The organism is Duganella fentianensis (assembly GCF_009857835.1).
Classification (GTDB): Bacteria; Pseudomonadota; Gammaproteobacteria; order Burkholderiales; family Burkholderiaceae_D; genus Rugamonas; species Rugamonas fentianensis.
On record NZ_WWCL01000001.1, the window covers coordinates 542,600 to 565,184 of the forward strand.

The 22,585-nt window shown below is 60.7% G+C and carries 20 protein-coding genes; 11 read left to right on the plus strand and 9 right to left on the minus strand.

Going from position 1 to position 22,585, the window contains the following annotated elements; all coding sequences use genetic code 11:
* Positions 1–3: 3 nt before the first annotated feature.
* Positions 4–2,043 (minus strand): sensor histidine kinase, encoded by a 2,040-nt coding sequence (locus tag GTP23_RS02490; protein WP_161033709.1) that lies wholly within the window; start codon positions 2,041–2,043, stop codon positions 4–6.
* Between the two features lie 128 nt (positions 2,044–2,171).
* On the opposite strand from GTP23_RS02490, the gene GTP23_RS02495 reads away from it, so the two are divergent.
* Positions 2,172–3,158, plus strand: coding sequence for a TRAP transporter substrate-binding protein (locus tag GTP23_RS02495; protein WP_161033710.1), 987 nt, complete (start codon positions 2,172–2,174; stop codon positions 3,156–3,158).
* Positions 3,159–3,253: 95 nt separating this feature from the next.
* On the opposite strand, the gene GTP23_RS02500 is transcribed toward GTP23_RS02495, so the two are convergent.
* Together GTP23_RS02500 and GTP23_RS02505 are read right to left on the minus strand one after the other, a co-directional pair.
* A complete protein-coding gene (locus tag GTP23_RS02500; RefSeq protein WP_155432974.1) occupies positions 3,254–4,645 on the minus strand; it encodes a TRAP transporter large permease in 1,392 nt (463 codons plus the stop codon).
* Positions 4,642–5,289: a TRAP transporter small permease gene (locus GTP23_RS02505; protein ID WP_161033711.1), complete on the minus strand. Its 648-nt coding sequence runs from the start codon at positions 5,287–5,289 to the stop codon at positions 4,642–4,644. Before GTP23_RS02505 ends, GTP23_RS02500 begins: the two co-directional genes overlap by 4 nt.
* 602 nt (positions 5,290–5,891) lie before the next feature.
* Between GTP23_RS02505 and GTP23_RS02510 the strand changes: the two genes are divergently transcribed.
* The 3 genes from GTP23_RS02510 (at position 5,892) to GTP23_RS02520 (ending at position 7,545) form a co-directional block, all read left to right on the plus strand.
* A complete protein-coding gene (locus GTP23_RS02510; RefSeq protein ID WP_161033712.1) occupies positions 5,892–6,413 on the plus strand; it encodes a methylated-DNA--[protein]-cysteine S-methyltransferase in 522 nt (173 codons plus the stop codon).
* Positions 6,389–7,294, plus strand: coding sequence for a site-specific tyrosine recombinase XerD (gene xerD, locus GTP23_RS02515; RefSeq protein ID WP_161033713.1), 906 nt, complete (start codon positions 6,389–6,391; stop codon positions 7,292–7,294). The genes GTP23_RS02510 and xerD overlap by 25 nt, the downstream gene beginning before the upstream one ends.
* A gap of 68 nt (positions 7,295–7,362) precedes the next feature.
* Positions 7,363–7,545: a hypothetical protein gene (locus GTP23_RS02520; protein ID WP_161033714.1), complete on the plus strand. Its 183-nt coding sequence runs from the start codon at positions 7,363–7,365 to the stop codon at positions 7,543–7,545.
* 61 nt (positions 7,546–7,606) lie between these two features.
* On the opposite strand, the gene GTP23_RS02525 is transcribed toward GTP23_RS02520, so the two are convergent.
* The 3 genes from GTP23_RS02525 to GTP23_RS02535 form a co-directional block, all read right to left on the minus strand.
* Entirely contained in the window at positions 7,607–10,741 is a 3,135-nt protein-coding gene (locus tag GTP23_RS02525) for an efflux RND transporter permease subunit (protein WP_161033715.1), read from the minus strand.
* Positions 10,742–10,743: 2 nt separating this feature from the next.
* A complete protein-coding gene (locus tag GTP23_RS02530) occupies positions 10,744–11,961 on the minus strand; it encodes an efflux RND transporter periplasmic adaptor subunit (protein ID WP_161033716.1) in 1,218 nt (405 codons plus the stop codon).
* Between the two features lie 176 nt (positions 11,962–12,137).
* On the minus strand, positions 12,138–13,091 hold the full coding sequence (locus tag GTP23_RS02535; protein ID WP_161033717.1) for an endonuclease/exonuclease/phosphatase family protein: 954 nt from the start codon (positions 13,089–13,091) through the stop codon (positions 12,138–12,140).
* A gap of 54 nt (positions 13,092–13,145) precedes the next feature.
* On the opposite strand from GTP23_RS02535, the gene ybaK reads away from it, so the two are divergent.
* Positions 13,146–13,637 carry a Cys-tRNA(Pro) deacylase gene (gene ybaK, locus GTP23_RS02540; RefSeq protein WP_161033718.1) on the plus strand — a complete coding sequence of 164 codons (492 nt, stop codon included), beginning with the start codon at positions 13,146–13,148 and terminating at the stop codon, positions 13,635–13,637.
* 109 nt (positions 13,638–13,746) lie between these two features.
* Here the strand turns inward: ybaK and GTP23_RS02545 are convergent, their stop codons facing one another.
* The gene (locus GTP23_RS02545; RefSeq protein WP_161033719.1) at positions 13,747–14,604 is read right to left on the minus strand and encodes a hypothetical protein; all 858 of its coding nucleotides are present in this window, start codon (positions 14,602–14,604) and stop codon (positions 13,747–13,749) included.
* Positions 14,605–15,082: 478 nt separating this feature from the next.
* On the opposite strand from GTP23_RS02545, the gene plsY reads away from it, so the two are divergent.
* The 5 genes from plsY (at position 15,083) to GTP23_RS22540 (ending at position 19,199) form a co-directional block, all read left to right on the plus strand.
* Positions 15,083–15,703, plus strand: coding sequence for a glycerol-3-phosphate 1-O-acyltransferase PlsY (gene plsY, locus GTP23_RS02550; RefSeq protein ID WP_161033720.1), 621 nt, complete (start codon positions 15,083–15,085; stop codon positions 15,701–15,703).
* Between the two features lie 90 nt (positions 15,704–15,793).
* On the plus strand, positions 15,794–16,441 hold the full coding sequence (locus GTP23_RS02555; RefSeq protein WP_161033721.1) for a DsbA family oxidoreductase: 648 nt from the start codon (positions 15,794–15,796) through the stop codon (positions 16,439–16,441).
* 99 nt (positions 16,442–16,540) lie between these two features.
* Positions 16,541–17,590 (plus strand): sensor domain-containing diguanylate cyclase, encoded by a 1,050-nt coding sequence (locus tag GTP23_RS02560; protein WP_161033722.1) that lies wholly within the window; start codon positions 16,541–16,543, stop codon positions 17,588–17,590.
* On the plus strand, positions 17,583–18,824 hold the full coding sequence (locus GTP23_RS02565) for a metal-dependent hydrolase (RefSeq protein WP_161033723.1): 1,242 nt from the start codon (positions 17,583–17,585) through the stop codon (positions 18,822–18,824). Before GTP23_RS02560 ends, GTP23_RS02565 begins: the two co-directional genes overlap by 8 nt.
* Positions 18,825–19,022: 198 nt before the next feature.
* Positions 19,023–19,199 (plus strand): hypothetical protein, encoded by a 177-nt coding sequence (locus GTP23_RS22540; protein WP_202411897.1) that lies wholly within the window; start codon positions 19,023–19,025, stop codon positions 19,197–19,199.
* A 35-nt stretch (positions 19,200–19,234) separates the two neighbouring features.
* Here GTP23_RS22540 and tsaD read toward each other — a convergent pair whose 3' ends face one another.
* Together tsaD and GTP23_RS02575 are read right to left on the minus strand one after the other, a co-directional pair.
* Positions 19,235–20,275 (minus strand): tRNA (adenosine(37)-N6)-threonylcarbamoyltransferase complex transferase subunit TsaD, encoded by a 1,041-nt coding sequence (gene tsaD / locus GTP23_RS02570; protein WP_155432987.1) that lies wholly within the window; start codon positions 20,273–20,275, stop codon positions 19,235–19,237.
* 152 nt (positions 20,276–20,427) lie between these two features.
* Entirely contained in the window at positions 20,428–21,486 is a 1,059-nt protein-coding gene (locus tag GTP23_RS02575) for a 3-deoxy-7-phosphoheptulonate synthase (RefSeq protein ID WP_155432988.1), read from the minus strand.
* Between the two features lie 74 nt (positions 21,487–21,560).
* On the opposite strand from GTP23_RS02575, the gene ybiB reads away from it, so the two are divergent.
* Positions 21,561–22,580 carry a DNA-binding protein YbiB gene (ybiB, locus tag GTP23_RS02580; protein ID WP_161033724.1) on the plus strand — a complete coding sequence of 340 codons (1,020 nt, stop codon included), beginning with the start codon at positions 21,561–21,563 and terminating at the stop codon, positions 22,578–22,580.
* The last annotated feature ends 5 nt before the right edge of the window (positions 22,581–22,585 follow it).

Genomic DNA, 22,585 nt, shown 5'->3' on the forward strand with positions numbered 1-22,585 from the left:
GCTTCAGGTCTCCGTTTCCGTGTTCTCTGCCAGTGCCGGCAGCACGAAGGTAAATATGGTGCCCCCTTGCGGGTTGGCGCTATGTGTCAGTGTGCCGCCGTGGAATTCTATCGCGGTCCGGCAGATGTTGAGTCCCATGCCCATGCCTTCGGCCTTGGTCGAGAAGAAGGGCGAGAACAGGCGCTGCGCCACGTCTTCCGGTATGCCGTGGCCCTGATCGATCACGGCCACGCTGACCTGCGCCGTCTCGGGCAGGTAGCTGGCCTGCACTTTCAGCAGGCGGCGCTGGGGCGGTATGTGCTGCATGGCTTCGATGCCGTTGCGGGTCAGGTTGAGCAGCACCTGTTCTATCATCACGCGGTCGGCCAGCACAGGCGGCAGCTGGTCGGGAATGCTGGTCTTGAACGATACAAAAGCCTGGCGCGCCTGCAGTTCGATCAGCGTGCGTATGCCTTCCAGTAGCGGGCCGATGGCGATCTGCTGGCGCTGCGGTTCGCTCTTCTTCACGAACTCGTGCACGCTGCGGATGATCTGTCCGGCCCGCTGCGCCTGGGTGCTGGCCTGTTCCAGCGCCGGTATCAGCGCTGTTGCCTGAACCGGCGCATGCTGGCTGTCGGCGCGTTTGAGGATATTCAGCGCGCCCGTGGTGTAGCTGGAAATTGCGGCCAGCGGCTGGTTCAGTTCATGCGCCAGCATGGACGCCATTTCGCCCATGGTGGCGAGGCGGGCGCTGGACTGCAGTTTTTCCTGTTGCTGGCGGTTGAGGTCTTCCACCCGCTTGCGGTCGGAGATGTCGAGGATGGAGCCCATCCATCCGGTCTGCTTGCCATTGTTATCGACCAGCGGTGCTTCGAAAATCAGTACGGGCACGCGTTCGCCATTGGGCCGCTGGAAATAGGTTTCGAACTGGGGCGTGACTTTACCGGCCAGCACGGAAGCGAAGCGGGTCTGGTATTCGGCCATGGCTTCCGGCGCCCAGTAGGGCATGGGCGGCAGCTTGCCGATGATTTCTTCGGCCGGGTAGCCGACGATCTGGCAGAAGGCCGGATTGACGTAGGTGATGCGGCCTTCCAGATCGCGTGCGCGCAGGCCCGTCACCAGCGAGTTCTCCATCGCCGTGCGGAACAACATCTGCTGGCGCAGCGCGCCTTCGGCCGCCAGCCGGCGCGAGATGTGGCCCCACAGGGCCAGCAAGCTCCATAACAGTCCCAGTGACAGCACGATGACGGAACCGACCAGCAGATTCGGCAGCAGCTTGGGTTCGCTCTTCACGCTGTCCGTCACCAGCGTGAGGTTGGCGCCGGGCAGATCGAGCGCGCGCTTGTGGGTGTAGACGCCGTGGCCGGGACCGGCGGCCGCGCGGCGTGCCAGCACGCGGTCGTCGCGGTCGATCAGCGAGACCTGATTATCCTGCGCGAACCACCATGGCACCATTTCGTCCAGCAGCACGCTGGTCTGGTAGGTGGCCACCAGATCACCGAGATACTCGTCGCCGCGGAACAGCGGGATGTGGTAGTCCATCAGCACGGCGGCCGGTGCCGCGCTCTGGTTGCCGCTCTGGACTTCGGGCTGGGTGTACATGGGCTTGCGCGTCTTGCGCACCAGTTCCATGGTGGCTTCGGAAGCCTGGGTCAGGCGCACGGGCAGGGGGATGGCGTCGCTGCTGGCGTGCAGGCTGCCATCGGGCCGCAGCCACACCACACGTAAAAATTCGTGACCATTTTTCAGCAGGCGGGTCAGGCGGGCTTTGAGCTGCTCGTCCGACAGGTGGACAGCGCCGATTTCATAGGCCAGTGCGCGCAGCGATTCTTCGTCGCGTCCCAGCTGGAAGCGTATGGTCTGCTCGACCCACAGCGTATCGGCGATCAGCTGTTCCTGCCGCTCCGTGCTTTCCATCTGGCGCGCCTGCCATGGCAACCAGATCAATATTGCCAGAAAAAACAGTACCAGTACGATGGGCAGCAGCCAGCGCAGCGCGCTGCTGGACAGGCCACGCCGGAGGCCGCGCCGGCGCGCGGTAGGGGAGCTGTTAGATTCGGTCATGGGCGTTCAGGGTATCGCCTTGCACGCTGCTCGCCATTGTGGTTTTCCACAGTTGCAGGGCTTGTCACGGTTGGTGAGAATCGATCACACTACAACAATACCGCATTTTCCTTCCTTCTGGAGACTCCATGAAACTCAATGCCATGCTTCTGGTTCTGGGCGCCGCCCTGAGCATCAACGCCTACGCCCAGGCGCCTATCGTGATCAAATTCAGCCACGTGGTGGCAACCGATACGCCGAAAGGCCAGGCAGCAGAACGCTTCAAGCAACTGGCCGAAAAAGCCACCAATGGCCGCGTCAAGGTCGAGGTGTATCCGAACAGCCAGCTGTATAAAGACAAGGAAGAACTGGAGGCGCTGCAGCTGGGCGCCGTGCAGATGCTGGCGCCATCGCTGGCCAAATTCGGTCCGCTGGGCGTGAAGGAATTCGAAGCCTTCGATCTGCCATACATCTTCCCATCCAAGACGGCGCTGTACAACGTGACGGAAGGCGAAATCGGCAAAGGCCTGCTGAAGAAGCTGGAGCCGAAAGGCATTACCGGTCTGGCCTTCTGGGATAACGGCTTCAAGGTGATGTCGGCGAATAAGCCGCTGCATTCGGTAGCGGACTTCAAGGGCCAGAAGATGCGTATCCAGTCGTCCAAAGTGCTGGACGCGCAGATGCGCGCACTGGGCGCCAACCCGCAGGTGCTGGCGTTCTCGGAAGTGTATCAGGCGCTGCAGACGGGCGTGGTAGATGGTACCGAGAATCCGCCGTCGAATATGTACACCCAGAAGATGCACGAAGTGCAGAAGCATGTAACCGTGTCCAACCACGGCTATCTGGGCTATGCCGTGATCGTCAACAAGAAGTTCTGGGATGGTCTGCCAGCCGATATCCGCGCCGCGCTGGATAAGGCCATGAAGGACGCCACCACCTTCGAGAAAGCCATCGCCCAGCGCGACAACGATATGGCGCTGGACGCCATCAAGAAGGCCGGCAAGACGGAAATCTACACGCTCAGCGTGAAAGAGCAGGCCGAATGGCGTAAAGCCCTGCTGCCGGTGCAGAAGGATATGGAAGGCCGTATCGGCAAGGACTTGATCTCGGCGATTAACAAGGAAGCCGCCAAGTAAGCATAAGTGGAATACGGCGGATCTCGCGGTCCGCCATAATAAAAAACCCCGTGTGGCTGTCAGGCCACACGGGGTTTTGTTTTAGGCCGCAGCCCTTACATCAGGCCCATGGCTTTCGGCAGCCACAGCGACAAGCCCGGCCAGTAGGTGACGATGACGAGGAACACCAGCATGGTGAGCAGCCACGGCATGACGGCCACGGTCAGCTCGGAGATGCTCATCTTGGAGATGCCGCTGGCCACATACAGGTTCAGGCCCACGGGCGGGTGGCACAGGCCCACTTCCATATTGGCGTCGATCATGATGCCGAAATGGACGGCGTCGATGCCCAGACGGATGGCGGCAGGGTGCAAGATCGGTGCCATCACCAGAATGATGGACGAAGGTTCCATCACGTTACCGGCCAGCAGCAGCAATATATTGGTGAAGAACAGGAAGCCGGCCTGACCCAGATCCTTGGCGAGGATCCAGTCTGCCATCGCCTGCGGAATATTTTCGTGCGCCATCAGGAAGGAGAACAGCACGGCGTTGGTGATGATGTACAGCAGCATGGCGCTCAGGCTGGCCGACTTCTTCAGCACTTCCGGGGTTTTCTTCAGCGGCATGTCCTTGTAGACGAACACGGAAATGATGAAGGCATACACGGCGCTCATGGCGGCCGCTTCGGTCGGGGTGAAGATACCCTTGGTGATACCGCCGATGATGATTACCACCAGCATCAGGCCCCACACGCTTTCCTTGAAGGCTTTCAGGCGATCGCCCCAGCTGGCTTTGCGCATGCGCGGATAGCCGTTCTTCTTGGCCAGCACCCAGGTAGTGGTGCACAGCATCACCGTCAGCAGGATGCCGGGGAACAGACCGGCCAGGAACAGCGCACCGATCGAAGTGTTGGTGGAAATCGCGTAGATCACTTTCGGAATCGACGGCAGCATCAGGATGCCCAGCGAACCGGCCGTGATGATGACGCCGGCGCCGAAGCGTTTCGGATAACCCTGCTTGACCATGGCCGGCAGGATGATGGAGCCGATCGCCACCACCGTGGCTACCGAGGAGCCGCACACCAGCGCGAACATGGCGCAGGCAATAATCCCTGCCAGCGCCAGACCGCCATGCCAGTGGCCGATCAGGCTGGTGGCAAACTTGATCATGCGTTTGGCCACGCCGCCGTGGGTGAGGAAGTTACCGGCCAGAATAAACAGCGGGATGGCCATGATTTCGAACTTCTCGATGCCGCTGAACAGTTTCAGCGCCACAGCTTCCACCGGAACGTGGGTCAGCAGATACATAAACATCAGCACCGTCAGGCCGAGTGCGATGGAGACGGGGATGCCGGTCAGCATCAGCGCCAGCAGCAGGGCGAACACGATGCCGACCTTGCCGCCGATGAAGCACAGGGCCAGCAGGATGGCGCCTATGCCCAGCAGCCATGCAGCGGCGCGCTGCTTGCTCATCTGGGCGACGGCGGTGAGAGCGTTAGCGTGGCTCATTGCGCACCTCCGTGGGCTGGTTTGGCGACGGCAAACATTTCGTCATCGCTGTCGTCTTCCAGACCGTCTACCTGCGATTCGTCCTGATGCGGCATTTCACCCGTGCGCCAGAAGGCGATGGTGACCTGGATGAAGCGCAAGCACATCAGATAGGAACCCATGGGCACGACGGAATACACGAACCAGGTCGGCCATTCCAGATCGGGCGTGGTGGGGCCTTCCGTGAGCGCACTTATATCAAGACCAAGCTTGTTGTAGATGGCGTAGTGCATGCCGTTTTCCCACACAAAGGTCAGGCCCAGGGTGCCGATGATGCCGGTGAACAGCATGCCGCAAGCCAGCGCCACATAGGTGGCACGGTTGCGCCATTCGGTCGGCAGACGGCTGACCAGCACGTCCACGCCCACGTGCACGCCCATGCGCACGCCATAGGCGGCGCCGAATTTGGCCATCCACACGAACATGATGATGGCCAGTTCCTGGGCCCATTCGAAGTGCAGGCCTAAGAGAAAGTCCTGTACGCCCGGTATGGCCAGGCCGGTGCCATAGCGGTGCGCAACGGAAAGGAAGATAATGAATGTAGCCCCACCCATGAGGAAGGTGATCATCCATTCCTCGAGGTGGTCGAGTAGTTTGCTTAGCATGATATGTCTCGACTTTTATGTTGATTCCGGGAAATCCGGTGCTCTTGTAGGCTCAAAATAAATGGCTGCGCCCGGGCTGGCAATGAGGGGAACTACTAGGTCGGCAGAGTGAAAAACTGCTTACCACAACTTTCGGAATCCGCGTAAAAATTGGTTCAGACTTGAAGTATGGCTGTACGACCGTGCTTAAAATAGTTGGTCAAAAACGAAAGCCTTACGTTATGATGGCGTCGCTCTCAAGGAATAAAGCATAAGGATATGTAGCCTTGTAGCAAGAGCACAGAATTGTAGGTGGGGAGTGTGTAGAGAAACGGCAATCAATGCCGGCGATGGAACGAGGAGACACACGTTTTACAGAATGTCGTTGTGATAGAGGCTGCAAGCCGCCATAAGCGCGCTACGGCATCACGCAAACGACCGGGAACGTGAAGCAGTATTTGAAAACGCACCTGAGGGTGCGTTTTTTTTTTGCGCGCTGCCTGGCGGGCGCGCTTAAAATGCTGTCAGCCAGCCACCTATGCGATTAATGCAATATGATGAAATCGCAATATGTTGGTGCATTTTTACAACGTTGCCCATCCTTTTTTGGTGCATGAGCTGTGATGAAAATACAACAGGAAACACAATTGTTTCAGGCCGTAGTGGACTTGCCACTTGGAAAAATCGGCGTGCGCACCGAGGCGGGCAAGATTGCCGAGCTGTGTTATCTGCCGCCCCATTTTGATGCAAAAGCGCCACAGGACGCTGTGGCAGAAATTGCTGTACATCAATTGCGGCGTTATTGCGACGATGCCGACTATGTGTTCGACCTGCCGCTGTGCACGGTGGGCACGCCGTTCCAGCAGCGTGTGTGGGACGCCATCCGTTCCATCCCGCGCGGCAGCGTGCGCACCTATGGCGAGCTGGCCAGCCACCTCGGCTCCGTACCCCGTGCCGTAGGGCAGGCTTGCGGCGCCAACTGGTTCCCCGTGGTGATCCCCTGCCACCGCGTGACGGCCGCCACAGGGCTGGGCGGCTTTTCCCGTAGCGACGATCCGAACGGCTATCTGCTGGGCATCAAGCGCTGGCTGCTGGCCCACGAAGGCTCGAGCGAATACGCATGGCAACAGACCACGCTGCTCTGATCGACGAGTTCTGCGACAGCCTGTGGCTGGAGGACGGACTATCGAAGAACACGCTGGAAGCCTACCGGCGCGACCTGCGCCTGTTCGCCCAGTGGCTGGCCAGCCAGCGTGCGCAGATAGACGGGCTGGCCGCCGTGGCCAGCCACGACTTGCAGGCGTATATCGCGGCGCGCCATCAGGATAGCGGCAAAGCCACTTCATCCAACCGGCGCCTGTCCGTGCTGCGGCGTTTCTACCAGTGGCTGCTGCGCCAGCACCGCATCAGCGCCGATCCCACACTCAAGCTGGTATCGGCCAAACAGCCGCAGCGCTTCGTCCACACGCTGAGCGAAGCCCAGGTGGAAGCCCTGCTGGCGGCACCCGAGGTGGCCACGCCGCTGGGCTTGCGCGAACGTACCATGCTGGAACTGATGTATGCATCCGGCCTGCGCGTGTCGGAACTGGTCAGCCTGAAGCTGCTCGATCTGGGCCTGAACGAGGGCGTACTGCGCATCACGGGCAAGGGCGCCAAGACGCGGCTGGTGCCGTTCGGTGCGCAGGCACGCCTGTGGCTGGAACGCTATCTGCACGAGGCCAGAGGCCAGATACTCAACGGCCAGCAGGACGATGCGCTGTTCGTGACGGCGCGCGGCGGCGCCATGACGCGCCAGATGTTCTGGATCCTGATCAAGAAGCATGCGCACAAGGCCGGCATCACTGTGCCGCTGTCGCCGCACACGCTGCGCCATGCGTTTGCCACCCATCTGCTCAACCACGGCGCCGACCTGCGCGTGGTGCAACTGCTGCTGGGCCATGCCGATATTTCTACCACCCAGATCTACACCCATGTGGCGCGCGAACGCCTGAAACAGCTACATGCTCTGCATCATCCACGTGGATGAATCAGCAAGGCAGACCTTAACTGGTTCATAATGGGATGACTAACGTACCGGATACTGAGAGGCGGCCCATGGCAAAAACCAACTTCGCATATGAAAAGCGCCAGCGCGAGCTGGAAAAAAAGAAAAAGGCGGAGGAAAAAGCCCGCCGCAAGGCCGAGGCGAAAGCCAACCCCGGTCTGGCTGAATCGGAGCAGGAGCAGGCGCTGGACAGTGACGACGATGCCGATCAGGCTGGCATGACGGGTGGTTGAAGTATAAAAGTACAAAACCGGGCCAGGCCCGGTTTTGTTTTGATACTGGTAGCGTCAGTCCTTACGCTACTTCGGCGATATCAGCCGGTTTGACGGGGTGTAGGTGTTCTTCTTCCTCGTCATGGGCGCGGCCACGGAAGTAGCGTGCGCAGCGTTTGCCCAGCGTATCGAGGTAGGTGTAGGCCACCGGCACCACCACCAGCGTCAGCAGGGTGGAGGTAATCACCCCGCCGATCACGGCCCGGCCCATGGGCGCTTGCGTTTCGCCACCATCACCCATGCCTATGGCCATAGGCAGCATGCCGAAGATCATGGCCAGCGTGGTCATCAGGATAGGGCGCAGCCGCACCTGCCCTGCATTCATCAGTGCCTCGATCTGGCCCATGCCTTCGCGCTGGGCGTGGTTGCTGAAGTCCACCAGCAGAATCGCGTTCTTGGTGACCAGACCCATCAGCATGATGAAGCCGATCACGGAGAAGATGTTGAGCGTACTGCCCGTCACCAGCAGGGCCACCAGCACGCCGATTAGCGACAGCGGCAAGGACATCATGATGGCGACCGGCTGCAGGAAGCTGCCGAACTGGGACGCCAGCACCAGATAGATGAAGATCACGGCGATGCTGAGCGCGATCATGGCCGAGGACATGCTCTCCTCCATATCCTGCGCATTGCCGCCCACGTCGAAGCGTACGCCGGCTGGCAGCTCGATTTCCTTCATGGCCTTGCGCACATCGCTATCCACGTCGCCAGCCGGACGGCCTTCGACGGACGCATACACGGCGACGCGGCGCTGCAGGGCCTGACGTTTGAGTACCTGCGGGCTGAACGACGGCACGAATTCCACCACCTGACGCAGCGGCACCATCAGCGGACGCCCATCCGGACCCAGCTTGGAGGAAGCCAGCGACAGGTCGGCCAGATCGGCAATCTTCTGCCGGCCCGATTTGGGCAGCTGTACATTGACGTCATAGTTCTGGCCATCGTCGGCCAGGAAGTGGCTGGTGGTATCGCCCGCCACGAAAGGCCGCAGTGCCGTACCGATCTGCTGCACGCTCAGGCCCAGATCGCTGGCCAGCTCGTTGTTGATGCGTACCGTGGTGGACGGGTTGGCGCCTTCCTGGCTGTATTCGAGGTCGGCCACGCCTTTAATCTTGCGCATCTTGTCCATCAGGCGGTGGGCCACGGCGTCCAGCTTGCCTTCGTCCGTACCCAGAATGGCGATGAAGATAGGTTTCCAGCCCACCGACATGGTGATGCCGGCGATGCGGTTGAGCCGCGCGCGCACCGCGCCTTCCAGTTCCTTCTGGCTGCGCCGCTTGAAGGTCTTGCGGTCCTGCAGCTTGACGTCCACCTGCGCCGTGTTGCGGCCATCCTGCGTGCCGACCACGGCGATGACCTTGGCCACTTCCGGGAATTCCTTCAGGGCCAATTCGACCTGCTTGACCTTGCTATCGGTGTATTCGATGCTGGAGCCGACCGGGGTTTTCAGGCGCAGATTGATCCAGCCATTGTCCTGCTCGGGGAACATTTCGCCGCCTATCATGGGCACCAGCATCAGGCTGCCCGCGAACAGGGCGAAGGCGATGGTCAGCGTCAGCTTGCGCCAGCGCAGCGCCAGTGCCAGCACCTTGCCGTACCAGACGTGCAGATGTTCGATGCCATGCTCGATGATGTGCATGAGCTGGCCCAGCCACGGCACATATCTGAAGCGGTTTTTCACGGGGTCGGGCCAGACCGAGGACAGCATGGGGTCCAGCGTGAAACTGACGAACAGCGATACCAGCACGGCCACGGCCACGGTAATGCCGAACTGCAGGAAGAAGCGGCCTATGATGCCCTGCATGAAAGCCACGGGGATGAACACGGCCACGATGGCAAAGGTGGTGGCCATTACGGCCAGACCGATTTCATTGGTGCCGTCCTCGGCGGCCTTGCGGTGGTTCTTGCCCATGCCGAGGTGGCGTACGATGTTTTCGCGCACCACGATGGCGTCGTCGATCAGCAAGCCTATGCACAGCGACAGTGCCATCAGGGTCAGGAAGTTGAGCGTAAAGCCGAAGAACTTCATGGCGATGAAACTGGCCATAACGGAAATCGGCAGCGTCAGCCCGGTGATGATGGTCGAGCGCCACGAGTGCAGGAAGAAGAACACGATCACCATGGTTAGCACGGCGCCTTCCATGATGGTTTCCTTGACGTTGTCGAGCTGGCTCTGGACTTTCAGCGATTCGTCGTTGAGCACGGTGAGGCTGATGTCGGAAGGCAGGGTTTTCTGGAGTTCCTCCGCCACTTTCTGGATGCGCCGGCCCACTTCCACCACATTGGCATCCTGCACCTTGGTGATATCGATGGTGACGGCGCGCTGGCCGTTCAGGCGCGAGATCGACAGTTCTTCCTGCGCACCATCTACCACGGTGGCCACCTGATCCAGATACACGGGGCCATTGGCACGGCGTGCCACAATGATGCGGTTGAAATCGCGCGCATCTTTCATCTTGCCTTCGATACGCACCAGCTGCTCGTTGCCGGCAAAGCTGATCGAGCCGGCCGGCAGGTTGGTGTTGGTGGCCTGAATCGCGTTGATCACTTCATCGACGCCGATGGCTTGCGCCGTCAGGTCCTGCGGGCGCAGGCTGATCAGGATTTCGCGCGCCGACATGCCGTTCAGGCGCACCTGCCCCACGCCGGCCACGCCCTGGAAGCGCTTGCCGATCAGCTGATCGGCCATGGTGGACAGTTCGCGCAGCGTGTGATTGGTCGCCGTCAGGCCGATCTGGGCGATGGGGCGGCTGTTCTCGCCTTCGAAGCGTACGATGAAGGGGTCTTTGGCTTCACGCGGGAAGCGCGGACGCACTTGCGCCACCTTGTCGCGCAAGTCCTGCATGGCCTTGTCCATATTGGTGGACAGTTCGAAATCGATGTAGACGCCGGAACGGCCTTCCCACGAGTTGGCACGCAGGGTCTTGATGCCGCTGACGGTGTTTACCACGTTCTCGATAGGGCGGGTGATGTCGTTCTCCACTGCCTCGGGCGAAGCACCGGGATACTTCACTTCGATCATGGCGCCGGGTATGTCCACATTGGGCATGGCTTCCAGACCGAGGCCGCGGTAGGAGAACAGGCCCAGCACCATCAGCGCCACCATCACCATGGTAGCGAACACGGGGTTCTGGATACTGGTTTTAGTAATCCACATGATCAGCCTTTCTTGCCGGCTTCGGCGCTGGCCTGACGGCTGCTATCCTGCGTCGCGGCTGGCAGCTTGACGGGCGTGCCCGGCTTCAGCGCTTCCAGTTTGGCGACGATGACGTGGGCGCCAGCCTGCAGGCCATCGCGTACTTGCACCAGTCCTTCGTCTTCGTTGCGCAGGCCCAGTTTGACGGGCTGGGCTACCACCTTGCCTGCCACGATCTGGTACACCACGGGTTCATTCTGGTTGCCGCGCAGGGCCGTCAGCGGAATGATGGGCGAGACATCGGAACGGTCGGTGACGATGCTGCCTTTGGCGAACATGCCGGCGCGCAGCGCGCTATCTTCATTGCGCACGGCGATGTAGACCAGCATGGCGCGCGAACCGGCTTCCGTGGCCGGATTGATGCGGCTCACTTTGCCGGCGAACTCGCGGCCCTGGAAACCATCGACCCTGAACTTCACTTCCTGGCCGATTTTCACGCGCGGGATTTCGGCCGCCGGCACTTGCGCTTCCAGCGTCAGTTCGGACAGATTGACGATGCTGAACACGGGCATATCGGGCGCCAGCTTCTCGCCGGCCTGCACATGGCGCTTGCTCACCACGCCGCTGATGGGCGCGCGGATCACGCCATCGTTGAGGGCGATGCGGGCGATCTCCACCAGCGCGGCAGCGGATTTGACGTTGGCGCGGGCCAGATCGACGCTGTTCTGGGTGGCATCGTAAGCGGTCTGGGAAATGAAGCGCTGCTTGAGCAGGGCCTGGCTATTGTTTTCGTTCTTGCTGGCCAGCGACAAGCGGGCCTGGGCTTCGTCCAGCGCGGCCTGCTGCTGTTGCAAACGGGCGCGCAGGTCGGCCTGATCGATGCGGGCCAGCACCTGGCCTGCGCTGACAGCCATGCCTTCCTGCACGGTAGTGGTTTCCACCACGCCCGAGACCTTGGATTTGATGGTGGCCGAACTCAGTGGCGCCAGCGAACCGGAGAGCGGCAATTTCACATCGAGCGCGCGCGCATCGACGGCAGTCACGTCGGTGCCGGCCAGCTCCAGAACTTCGGGCGCCTTGTCCTTGGCAGCGACGGGGGCATTAGTCGCGGCCGGCTTGTTCTGCATCACGCTCCAGCCCCCGCCTGCGGCAGCCAGCACGACGAGGATGGCCACCGGCTTGCGCCAGCGTCGGGTGGTACGCGTGGGGTGCTGGGTGTGGGGCAGGGTCTCTAGTTTCATTTGTATTTATCCTTGAAGGGCCGCAGCGAGCAGAGAGCGGCATGGCGCATGTTGCCACTGTATGAAATTACAAGGCTGCTTACCAGTCCCGTGCGACAGGCGGTGCGAATTTCGCGCTGAAATGCGAAATACGGGGGGCGAAAGTGGCAATGTTGCTGAGGTAGGCTGCAGGCGGCCTAGTCGAGCTGTACGTGCACCAACACCTGCCCATGGTCGGAAGCGCCGGGACTTGCATCGGGCAAGTGCTCGTTGAAATAGCGCACGGATAATACCTGTCCCAGCGCCTGTGGGGCGGCCGGATGGAAATGCTCGGATACCAGCACATGGTCTATCGTCATGCGCAGGTCTTCGTGCAGGATGGTGTAGCCATGGGCCGAGCTGCTGGGGTCGCGCTGGATGCGGCGGCTATCGTAATAGCGGCCGGCTGTTTCGCTGCCCCCTTCGCCCATGATGATGGAAGTGGTGACGGCATCGACGCTATCGTTGAAGTCGCCCAGCACGATACGCGGGCGTGGCGCGTCGCGGTGCAGCTGGCACAGCAGCGAACGCAGGGCGACGGCTTCCGTGCCGCGCCGGATCAGCGAGCGCAGCTGGGCCTGGGCATGGCACATGGGGTTGTCGTGAGCTGCTTCGCCATCGTAGTCGGGGCGCTTGGATTTCAGATGCAGCACGATCACATCGAGCTGGCGCTGGTCATCGAGCTGCAGGGTGACGCGCAGCAGGGCACGGGCATAGCTGAGCGCATCGCGGCTGCCGGCTGGCAGCGTCACGCCGGCCGGAAAATCGGTGTGGATGGCGGCCGGTGCGGCCAGCGGCAAACGCGAGATCAGCGCCACCTGCGGCATCTGGCGCGGCACTCCCGTGACCGGGTCGGGCGCCGTGCTGACGCCGCACAGGGCGGCCTCGCGGTAATGGCGGCTGTGTGCCAGTACGTCGTGCAGGGCTTGCAGGCAGAACACTTCCTGCAGGCCGATCACATCGGCATCGAGGCGGTCCAGCTGCTGCGCCGTCCATTGCACTTTGGCAGCATAGTCCTCGGGGCTCAGGGGTTCCAGATTGTCATACAGTTTTGCGCCGGGCTGGGAAAGGTTGCATACATTGAAAGTGGCAAAACGTATTTCCTGCGGCATAATGACAGCCTCCCTTGCTAACCTTAACCCCGATAGATTGGCAGCGTATCACGCATGGCAAAAAAAGAGCATATCTCCGAGACGCCGGCCACGCAGTTTCTGCGTAAGCACGGCGTCTCCTTTAGCGAACATCCTTACGACTACGAGGAACATGGCGGCACCAGCGTGTCGGCACGCGAACTGGGCGTGGATGAACACGCTGTCGTCAAAACCCTGATCATGGAAGATGAGGCGGCCAAGCCGCTCGTCGTACTGATGCATGGCGACTGCAAAGTGTCGACCAAGAATCTGGCGCGCCAGATCGGCTGCAAGAAAGTCGAACCGTGCAAGCCCGAAGTGGCGAATCGCCACACCGGTTTTCTGGTCGGCGGCACCAGCCCCTTCGGCACGCGCAAGCAGATGCCGGTTTATCTGGAAAAGACCGTACTGGAGCAAACCATCATTTACATAAATGGCGGAAGGCGCGGCTTTTTAGTGGGCATCAATCCGCATGAACTGGTCAGGCTGCTGCAGCCAGTTTTGGTTGAGGCAGCCTTACCTGCTTAGACTAGATAGTCCTGCTGCGCGCAACTCGGCGGTGCAGCAGGATGGATGCCGAGACGGCGAGCACTGATTAATCAAGGAATTGGACGCGCAAATCGAATTTGAACTTGGCTTAGATTTTTCCGCAAACCTTGCTGATGGCGCCAGAAAGAACCGAGTTTCCATTTAATGCAACGTCATATTTCTCCGTGACTTTTCCGTCGAAACTCAGATCGTAGACAACGCCATAGCCGCGTTTGCAGCTTGCCAATTCAAAGATAAATTCTCCGTAGATTTTTTTATTACTCTTCACCATATCGTATCTGTATATCGCGGATACAACCGGCTTGTTGTTATATTTTGTTTTCCGCACCATGTCGTTCCTGATGAAGTATTTGTCTCCACTTTCAACTGCTTCAGCAACATTCTCCCAGGCTTCATTGTTTGCAACTAGGGATTTTTTCCCCGTTAGGCTATCCCACGACGTGCACGCCATGCTGCCCAGGGCATCCGCTACGGTTTCACCAAAACGGATGAACTGGTCTTTTCCAGTAAATTCGCCCTCCATATTGTTGTAATAGACGTAGCCATATCCTTTGCTGCAGGAAGTTAGCTCAACAAATACTTTGGCATATTTATAGCGATTTCCTTCCTTGGTTTGCATAATATAAAAATAGGAATTATTTTTTTTATTGTCGAAATTTCCTATTTCGCCGCTATTCTTCTTTCCCAGCCACTCCATATTAGTTGTGCTGGTGATATGGACCCAATCATCTGTAATTTCACCCGCCCAGGCAGCAGTGCTGAAAATAAAAGCAGGGAAGAAGAACAATAATTTATTTTTCAATCGGAACTCCATATATTTATTGTTAAACAAGGGTGGAATCAAAACACCATGAGCGGATAATGTGTGAAACCACCAAATTGCAGGAAGCTGGCTCTTTTGATACAACGGACTGTGGCTGGACTCAGGTGACAATGACCATTCCATGCTGTTGCACCAATCTGGAATTCATAAAGCCGGAAGCCTGATGTATAGAGATTGGACGGAATATCCAGCCAGTTGTTCTGGTGCGCAGCTTTTCCTTATCAGAAAATATAGTTTCTTTTGGGAAAATTGTAGCGGATTTTTTGCCGATTTTTCACATTCAGGCTAACTTTTTTTTTGACTGCAAGTAGCGCGACAGATGATGGCCTGGTCGTCCAGTGTTACAGCATTGACTTGAAATATAGCCGCAACGGCATGATCGAGCTGTGATTGAGCAGGTGTTCAGGCGGCGAGCGGCCAGCGTGGCTGCGATGACGCGTGCAGGCTCTGACGGGCGTGAATAAGCGCTTCACTTTGGCAAGTAGCGTTATGCCTGCAAGTAACTTGGCGAGGTGGGACTCTGGTCGGCGCACGGCGGACAGTGTATATTTTAGTGTTTTGGGCAATTTTTCTGCCCGCGCGGACATAACCTGAGGAAACAATGAATACAGTTTGGATGACCGTAGCCGCCTATCTGATCGGCTCGATCTCGTTTGCAGTGGTAATGAGTAAAGTGTTCCGTCTGGCCGATCCGCGCACCTACGGTTCGAAAAACCCCGGTGCCACCAATGTGTTGCGGAGCGGCAATAAGGCTGCTGCCATCGCCACCCTGATCGGCGACGGCGCCAAAGGCTGGCTGGCGGTGTGGCTGGCGATCCGCTATCAGACCCAGTTGCAGATCGGCGACATGACGATCGCGCTGGTGGCCATCGCCGTGTTCCTCGGCCATCTGTGGCCCGTGTTCTTCCGCTTTGTTGGCGGCAAAGGCGTGGCCACGGCGCTGGGCGTGCTGCTGGGTCTGAATCCATGGCTGGGGCTGGCCACGCTGGTAACCTGGCTGGCCGTGGCATTTGCCTTCCGCTACTCGTCGCTGGCCGCACTGGTGGCGGCCCTGTTCGCACCGTTCTACTACGGCCTGCTGTTCGGCGCCGATGCCGAGCTGGTGGCCGTGTTCGTGATGAGCGCACTGCTGGCCTTCCGCCACAGCAAGAACATTTCGAATCTGCTGGCCGGCAAGGAAAGCCGTATCGGCAGCAAGAGCGCCGACGCCAAGAAAAAATAAGCCACGGGGAACGGGCGCTCCGTTCCCTGACTTGATTTTTGCCGCTGCATCGCCATATGCTGGACTTTCACCTGTTGAGCAAAGGCCGATATGAGCAAGCCCCTTACGATCGATTTCGTTTCTGATGTTTCCTGCCCGTGGTGCGCGATCGGGCTGAAATCGCTGGAACAGGCCCTGCATAATCTCGGCGAGGAAGCCGATGTGGCGCTGCACATCCAGCCTTTCGAGCTGAACCCGCAGATGGGCCCGGAAGGCCAGAATATCGATGAACACCTGAGCGAGAAATACGGCTCGACCCCGCAGCAGCAGGAACAGGCCCGGGCCATGATACGCGCGCGCGGTGCCGAAGTGGGCTTCGACTTCGCCATGGGCAAGCGCGACCGGATTTACAACACTTTCGACGCCCACCGCCTGCTGCACTGGGCGCAAGCCGAGGGCAAGCAGCTGGCGCTCAAGGGCGAGCTGTTTGCCGCCTACTTCAGCCGCGGCGAAGACCCCAGCTCGCATGAAGTGCTGCTGCGCGCAGCCGAAGCCGTGGGGCTGGACCGCGCGGCGGCGGCAGCCGTACTGGGGTCGCAGCAGTATGCCGACGAGGTACGTGAAGCCGAGCAGTTCTTCCAGCGCCATGGCATCAATTCCGTGCCGGCCGTGATCATCAACCAGCGCCACCTGATCGCCGGCGGCCAGCCCGTGGCCGTGTTCGAAAAAGCCCTGCGCGAAATCCTGGCACAAAGCTAAGCCTGTTTCGGCTAAACTGTCTGAATTGCATTATTGGTGGACGCCGTGCAACGGTGTCCAGTGCCTATTCATCGCAGTTCGTAGCCGTACAGGAAGCCCATGCAGGTCGCTGAAAACGTTACGTCCCTTCCGCTTGCCCGTCCGCAGACGGAGCAGTTCCGCCTGGCTGCCCTGCAGCGCTACCAGATTCTCGACACCGGCCCCGATGCCGACATCGATTTCCTCACCAGCCTCGCTGCCCGGCTGTGCGGCATGCCGCTGGCCTGTGTCGCGCTGGTCGATAGCGAGCGGGTCTGGTTCAAATCCGGCCATGGCGTACCGACCCACACGCTGGCGCGCGATGACAGCTACTGTGCACTGGCCGTGCTGGGCGAGGGCATGACGGAAATCAGCGATGTGCAGCAGGATTACCGCACGGCAGCCATGAGCTGGAGCGTGCAGGCGCCGCAGGTACGCCACTATTGCGCAGCGCCCCTGCTGTCGCCTGATGGCTATCCGCTGGGCACGCTGGCCGTGCTCGCCGACCAGCCCGGGCAGCTCGACGAGCAGCAGCGCAGTACGCTGCAGCAGTTAGCGCGCCAGATCATGGCCATACTCGACCGCAACGCGGCGCAGGCGGAGCTGGCCCGTGTGCTGCAGGAGCGCGAGCTGCTGGCCACTACCGACGAGCTGACGGGGCTGCATAACCGCCGCTCGCTGCAACAGAAACTCACGTTCGAAGTGGCCCGTGCGCGGCGTTTTCGTTCCCATCTGTCGGTCCTGATGCTGGAACTCGACGAGCTGGCCGGACTGCGCGTCACGCTGGGGCCAGCGGCCGCGGAGCAGGTGCTGGCCAGCGTAGGCCAGCTGCTGCGCGACAATGTGCGCGTGATCGATGTGCCCAGCCGCTACAACGATACCCAGTTCTGCATCCTGCTGCCGAATACGCCACCCGACGGCGCACACATCCTGGCGGGCAATCTGCGCCGCAAGATCGCAGCGCAGCCGCAGCAGCTGGCCCAGCGCGCGCTGACGCTGACGGCCAGTGTGGGCGTGGGCGCACTGGACTTCATGGACATCAATGATGGCGACAGCCTGCTGCAACAGGCTGAACGCGCCCTGAACCTGGCCAGTAGCAATAGCGCTGGCGCTCGTCCTCTGCATGGATAATCTCAGCCATAGCGTCATCGGCGCCGCAGTGGGCGCCCTGGTGCAGCGTAGCTTGCCGGCCGAAGCCGACAGCAGCGCCCAGCGGCTGCGCCAGCGCTTGTTGATACTGGCTTGCGTGCTGGCCAGTAATTTTCCCGATCTCGATCTGCTGCTATCACCGCTGCTCCAGCAGCCGCTAGGCTATCTGCTGCACCACCGCGGCTTTACCCACACGGCCTTGCTGGCCATCCCGCAAGGCTTGCTGCTGGCCGCCTTGCTGTGGCTGCTCTGGCCGGCAGCGCGTGCATTGCTGGGCAGCAGCCGTACAGCAAGGCGCGGGCTGGGGCTGGCCATCGGCAGCGGGCTGGTCCTGCATCTGCTGATGGACTACAGCAATTCCTACGGCCTGCATCCGTGGTACCCGTTCGATACGCGCTGGTTCTATGGCGACATGGTGTTCATCGTCGAGCCGCTGTTCTGGGTAGTGCTCGGCGTGCCGCTGGCCATGCTGGTGCAGCGCCCGTGGCTGCGCTATGGCTGGCTGCTGGCGCTGGCTGGCGTGATACTGGCATGTGCCGTCCGGGCTTATCTGCTGTGGCCGGCCGTGCTGGTGCTGGCGGTGCTGGGCGCCAGTGTGGCGCTGCTACAGCACCGTGCCGGCGCACAGGGGCGGGCCGGTTTGCTGCTGGGGCTGGCGTTGGGCGTGGCTTTTCTGGGACTGCAGGCCGGCACTTCCGCGCTGGCGCGCCAGGCGGTAACGGCTGCCTTGCAGCAGCACGATCCGAAAGCACAGGTGCTGGATGTGGCCATGACGGCCTTTCCCAGCATGCCGCTGTGCTGGTCTTATGCGAGTGTGGAGAGTAACCCCCGGCATGGTTATTACCGCTTGCGCCGCGGCGTGCTCAGTCTGGCGCCGGCGCTGGCCTGTCCGGCGGCGCTAGTGGGCGAGGAACCTAGTCAGGCATTATCGCCGCAGGTGGGCGAATTTGCCCATGTAATGGCGCCTCTAGCCGCGCTGCAGCAGCTGAAGCAGAGCAACTGCGTGGTCGATGCCTGGCTGCGTTTTGCCCGCTTGCCGGTGCTGATACTGTCGACGGGGACACTGAGCGACTACCGTTTTGCCGCCACGCCCAAAGGCAATTTCACCACGCTGAGCACGGCCGGCCAGCCGGCCGCTGGCTGCCCCGCCGGGGTGCCGCAATGGGAGTATCCGCGCCAGGATATGCTGACCCAGCCGACTATCGGCATATTTTAGATTTGAAGTTGATTCGCGGAAACCCGCATGGCAGGCTGCTTGCACGACTTTGGTGCTGGTGCAGTGCAATAACTGTGGCATGTTCACCACAAAAGTGCTAGAAATTCCTGATTTCGCGCAATTTCAGACAATGTTGCATGGCATGACAATTGCAATGCCTTCGGGAAAGTAAGATGATCTTTCCATATGGAGGCAGTTATGAATAAGACAATCGAACAAAAAAACACCACGATCACCCATGAATCGCCGGCCGACGAGCACCGTTCGCGCAGCGAACGCATCGCCGCACAGGGCGTGCGTCTGGGCAAAGCCAACTACCTGATTCCACTGGTGGGACTGGCCGTGCTGGCCGGGATGGCTTTCGCGCAGGCCTGAGGCCTGCAGCGCCGTACCACGCCATGCCTGCGCGTCTAGATGACGCGCAGTTCTTCCAGCGGCCAGCGTGGCCGCACGTTGAAACTGTAGTCCTTCTTGGCCGCATCGGGATTGATCTTCAGGCGCATGGCGCCGGCAAACGCGATCATGGCACCGTTATCGGTGCAAAACTCGAGTTCGGGGTAATACACCTTGAACTTCTTCTTGGCCGCCGCCGCGTTGAGCGAGGCGCGCAGCTGGGCGTTCGCGCCTACACCACCGGCGATCACCAGCCGCTTCAGGCCTGTGTGGCGCAGTGCGGAAACGCACTTGGCCGTCAGCACGTCCACGATGGCATCGACGAAACCACGTGCGATGTTGGCTTTGTCCTGCTCGCAGATATTCGCCACCACTTGCTGTTCGTGGTTTTTCACCACCGTCAGCACAGCGGTTTTCAGGCCCGAGAAGCTGAAGTTGAAATCCTTGGTGTGCAGCATGGGACGGGGCAGCTTGTAGGCGGCCGGATCGCCGAATTCGGCCAGACGGGAAATCGCCGGACCACCGGGATAACCGAGGCCCAGCAGCTTGGCTGATTTGTCGAAGGCTTCGCCGGCTGCATCGTCCAGCGTTTCGCCCAGCAGGGTGTACTGGCCCACGCCATCGACCCGCATCAGCTGGGTGTGGCCGCCCGAGACCAGCAGGGCGATAAACGGAAACTCGGGCGGCTGCGAGGCCAGCAGGGGCGACAGCAGGTGGCCTTCCAGATGGTGTACGCCCAGCACAGGGCGATCCAGTGCCAGCCCCAGACTGCAGGCCACGGACGAACCGACCAGCAGCGCGCCGGCCAGACCGGGACCTTGCGTGTAGGCGATGGCATCGACATCGGCCAGCTGTTTGCCGGCCTGATCCAGTGCCTGGGTCAGCAGCGGCAGGGCACGGCGGATATGGTCGCGCGACGCCAGTTCCGGCACCACGCCACCATATTCTTCATGCATGGCCACTTGCGAATACAGGGCATGCGACAGCAGGCCGCGCTCCGTGTCATACAGTGCGAGGCCGGTTTCATCACAGGAAGATTCAACGCCGAGAACGATCATAAGATGCAGAGAATGCGAGAGAACAATCCGCCATTGTAATGGAAAGCCGTGTCGGCCACTGCTTAGGGCGTGGGCGGCAGGCCGAATAAAAAGGCACGCGGCCCTTGCGGAGCGCGTGCCTGACAGGCGGGATGAGGCCGTAGCGGTAAGGCTTAAGGGCGGTTTTTCAGCTGCTGATGGGCATCGCGCAGCATCTTCTCCGTGGTGTCCCAGTCGATGCAGCCGTCCGTCACGGAGCAGCCGTATTTCAGTTCGCTCAGGTTGGCCGGTATTTTCTGGTTGCCGCCAACAATGTTCGATTCGATCATTACGCCCACCAGCGACTGGTTGCCCTGCGAGATCTGATGGATCACGTCGGCCATCACCAGCGGTTGCAGTTCCGGTTTCTTGTAGCTGTTGGCATGCGAGCAGTCGACCACCAGATTGGCCGGCAGCTTGGCTTTGTGCAGGGCCTGCTCGGCAATCGCGATGGAAACGGAATCGTAGTTGGGACGGCCGTCGCCACCGCGCAGGACCACGTGGCCGTAGGCATTGCCGCGGGTGCGCACGATGGCCACATTGCCCTGGGCATTGATTCCCAGGAAGGAGTGCGGATGGGCCGAGGACAGGATGGCGTTGATGGCTATGCCGATATCGCCGTCCGTACCGTTCTTGAAGCCGACCGGGGTGGACAGGCCGGACGACATTTCGCGGTGGGTCTGCGATTCCGTGGTGCGCGCGCCGATGGCGGTCCAGGCGATCAGGTCGCCCAGATATTGGGGCGAGATCGGGTCCAGCGCTTCGGTAGCGGTGGGCAGGCCCAGTTCGCACACATCGAGCAGGAACTGGCGGGCTTTTTCCATGCCCACGTCGACGCGGAAGGAATCGTCCATATCCGGGTCATTGATATAGCCCTTCCAGCCGGTGGTGGTACGCGGCTTCTCGAAATACACGCGCATCACCAGCAGCATGGTGTCGGCCACTTCTGCCTGCAGCGCTTTCAGACGGCGCGCATAGTCCAGACCGGCAACGGGGTCGTGGATGGAGCAGGGGCCTACCACGACAAACAGGCGTTTGTCCTTGCGGTCGATAATGTTGCGCAGGGCTTCACGGCCCTTCATCACGGTGTCCGACGCGGCGTCCGACAGCGGCAGCTTGCTATGCAGGGCTTCCGGCGTCGGCATGGGCGCGAACGAGGTGACGTTGATGTTTTCGATATCTGGGGAAATCATGACTCTCTAGCTCGTTTCATTGCGGGGGAGGGATAGTGTAGCCGAAATGGGCCGGACTGGTTTAAGCTGCGCCTATGACGACCGCTAATTTCACCCCTACCTCCGCCCATACCACCGCCGACGCGCCATTCCCGACCGCCCATCTGATCAAGGAGATCGGGCGGGGCAAGAACGGTGCCCGCAGCATGAGCCGCGACGACGCCCGTGAACTCTACCGCGCCATGCTCGCTGGCAGGGTGGGCGAACTGGAGCTGGGCGGCATCCTGCTGGCGCTGCGCATCAAGGGTGAATCCATAGATGAACTGGCTGGCTTCCTCGATGCAGCCGAAGCCTCGTTCGCGCCGCTGCAGGCGCCGGCCGGCCAGTATGCGCCTGTCTGCATCCCCACCTACAACGGTGCGCGCAAGATGGCCAACCTGACCCCGCTGCTGGCGCTGCTGCTGGCGCGCGAAGGCGTGCCCGTGCTGGTGCATGGCGTGCTGCGCGATGCGGGGCGGGTCAGTACGGCCGAAGTGTTCGAAGCGCTGGGCGTGTTGCCGGCAGCCGACAGTGGCGAAGCGGAACAGGCACTGGCGCAGGGCAAGGTAGCGCTGATGACTATCGACACGCTGGCGCCCAGGCTGGCTTATCTGCTGTCGCTGCGCCGCCGTCTCGGCGTGCGCAATTCCACCCACACGCTGGTGAAAATCATGCAGCCGTTCGCCGGACCGGCGTTGCGGCTGGTGTCCTACACCCACCCCGAATATCTGGAGTTGCTGGGCGAGTACTTCACGGGCTCGGCCTTGCCGGAACGCGGTGATGCCTTCCTGATGCGGGGCACGGAAGGCGAAACCGTGGCCAATGCCAACAAGGCCCAGCAGATCGACTGGTTCCATGGCGGCCTGCGTACCACACTGGTGCCCAAGCAGACGCTAGTGGGCGAGCTGCCCGTGCTGCCGGCCGAGCGCGACGCCGCTACCACGGCAGCGTGGATCAAGACCGTGCTGGCGGGTGAGGTTCCTGTGCCGCCATCGATTGCCGAGCAGGTCGCACAGTGCCTGCTGGTATCGCGCACCTTGCACTCGCGCCAGCGCATACAGGAGCCTATCGTCTAGCCGAC

Coding starts and splice junctions, on each gene's coding strand:
- GTP23_RS02495 (WP_161033710.1), top strand. CDS start 2,172: ATGAAACTCAATGCCATGCTTCTGGTTCTGGGCGCCGCCCTGAGCATC.
- GTP23_RS02490 (WP_161033709.1), bottom strand. CDS start 2,043: ATGACCGAATCTAACAGCTCCCCTACCGCGCGCCGGCGCGGCCTCCGG.
- GTP23_RS02505 (WP_161033711.1), bottom strand. CDS start 5,289: ATGCTAAGCAAACTACTCGACCACCTCGAGGAATGGATGATCACCTTC.
- GTP23_RS02560 (WP_161033722.1), top strand. CDS start 16,541: ATGCAGGTCGCTGAAAACGTTACGTCCCTTCCGCTTGCCCGTCCGCAG.
- GTP23_RS22540 (WP_202411897.1), top strand. CDS start 19,023: ATGAATAAGACAATCGAACAAAAAAACACCACGATCACCCATGAATCG.
- GTP23_RS02565 (WP_161033723.1), top strand. CDS start 17,583: ATGGATAATCTCAGCCATAGCGTCATCGGCGCCGCAGTGGGCGCCCTG.
- GTP23_RS02555 (WP_161033721.1), top strand. CDS start 15,794: ATGAGCAAGCCCCTTACGATCGATTTCGTTTCTGATGTTTCCTGCCCG.
- plsY (WP_161033720.1), top strand. CDS start 15,083: ATGAATACAGTTTGGATGACCGTAGCCGCCTATCTGATCGGCTCGATC.
- GTP23_RS02575 (WP_155432988.1), bottom strand. CDS start 21,486: ATGATTTCCCCAGATATCGAAAACATCAACGTCACCTCGTTCGCGCCC.
- xerD (WP_161033713.1), top strand. CDS start 6,389: ATGGCAACAGACCACGCTGCTCTGATCGACGAGTTCTGCGACAGCCTG.
- tsaD (WP_155432987.1), bottom strand. CDS start 20,275: ATGATCGTTCTCGGCGTTGAATCTTCCTGTGATGAAACCGGCCTCGCA.
- GTP23_RS02500 (WP_155432974.1), bottom strand. CDS start 4,645: ATGAGCCACGCTAACGCTCTCACCGCCGTCGCCCAGATGAGCAAGCAG.
- ybiB (WP_161033724.1), top strand. CDS start 21,561: ATGACGACCGCTAATTTCACCCCTACCTCCGCCCATACCACCGCCGAC.
- GTP23_RS02510 (WP_161033712.1), top strand. CDS start 5,892: ATGAAAATACAACAGGAAACACAATTGTTTCAGGCCGTAGTGGACTTG.
- GTP23_RS02545 (WP_161033719.1), bottom strand. CDS start 14,604: ATGGAATGGTCATTGTCACCTGAGTCCAGCCACAGTCCGTTGTATCAA.
- ybaK (WP_161033718.1), top strand. CDS start 13,146: ATGGCAAAAAAAGAGCATATCTCCGAGACGCCGGCCACGCAGTTTCTG.
- GTP23_RS02535 (WP_161033717.1), bottom strand. CDS start 13,091: ATGCCGCAGGAAATACGTTTTGCCACTTTCAATGTATGCAACCTTTCC.
- GTP23_RS02525 (WP_161033715.1), bottom strand. CDS start 10,741: ATGTGGATTACTAAAACCAGTATCCAGAACCCCGTGTTCGCTACCATG.
- GTP23_RS02520 (WP_161033714.1), top strand. CDS start 7,363: ATGGCAAAAACCAACTTCGCATATGAAAAGCGCCAGCGCGAGCTGGAA.
- GTP23_RS02530 (WP_161033716.1), bottom strand. CDS start 11,961: ATGAAACTAGAGACCCTGCCCCACACCCAGCACCCCACGCGTACCACC.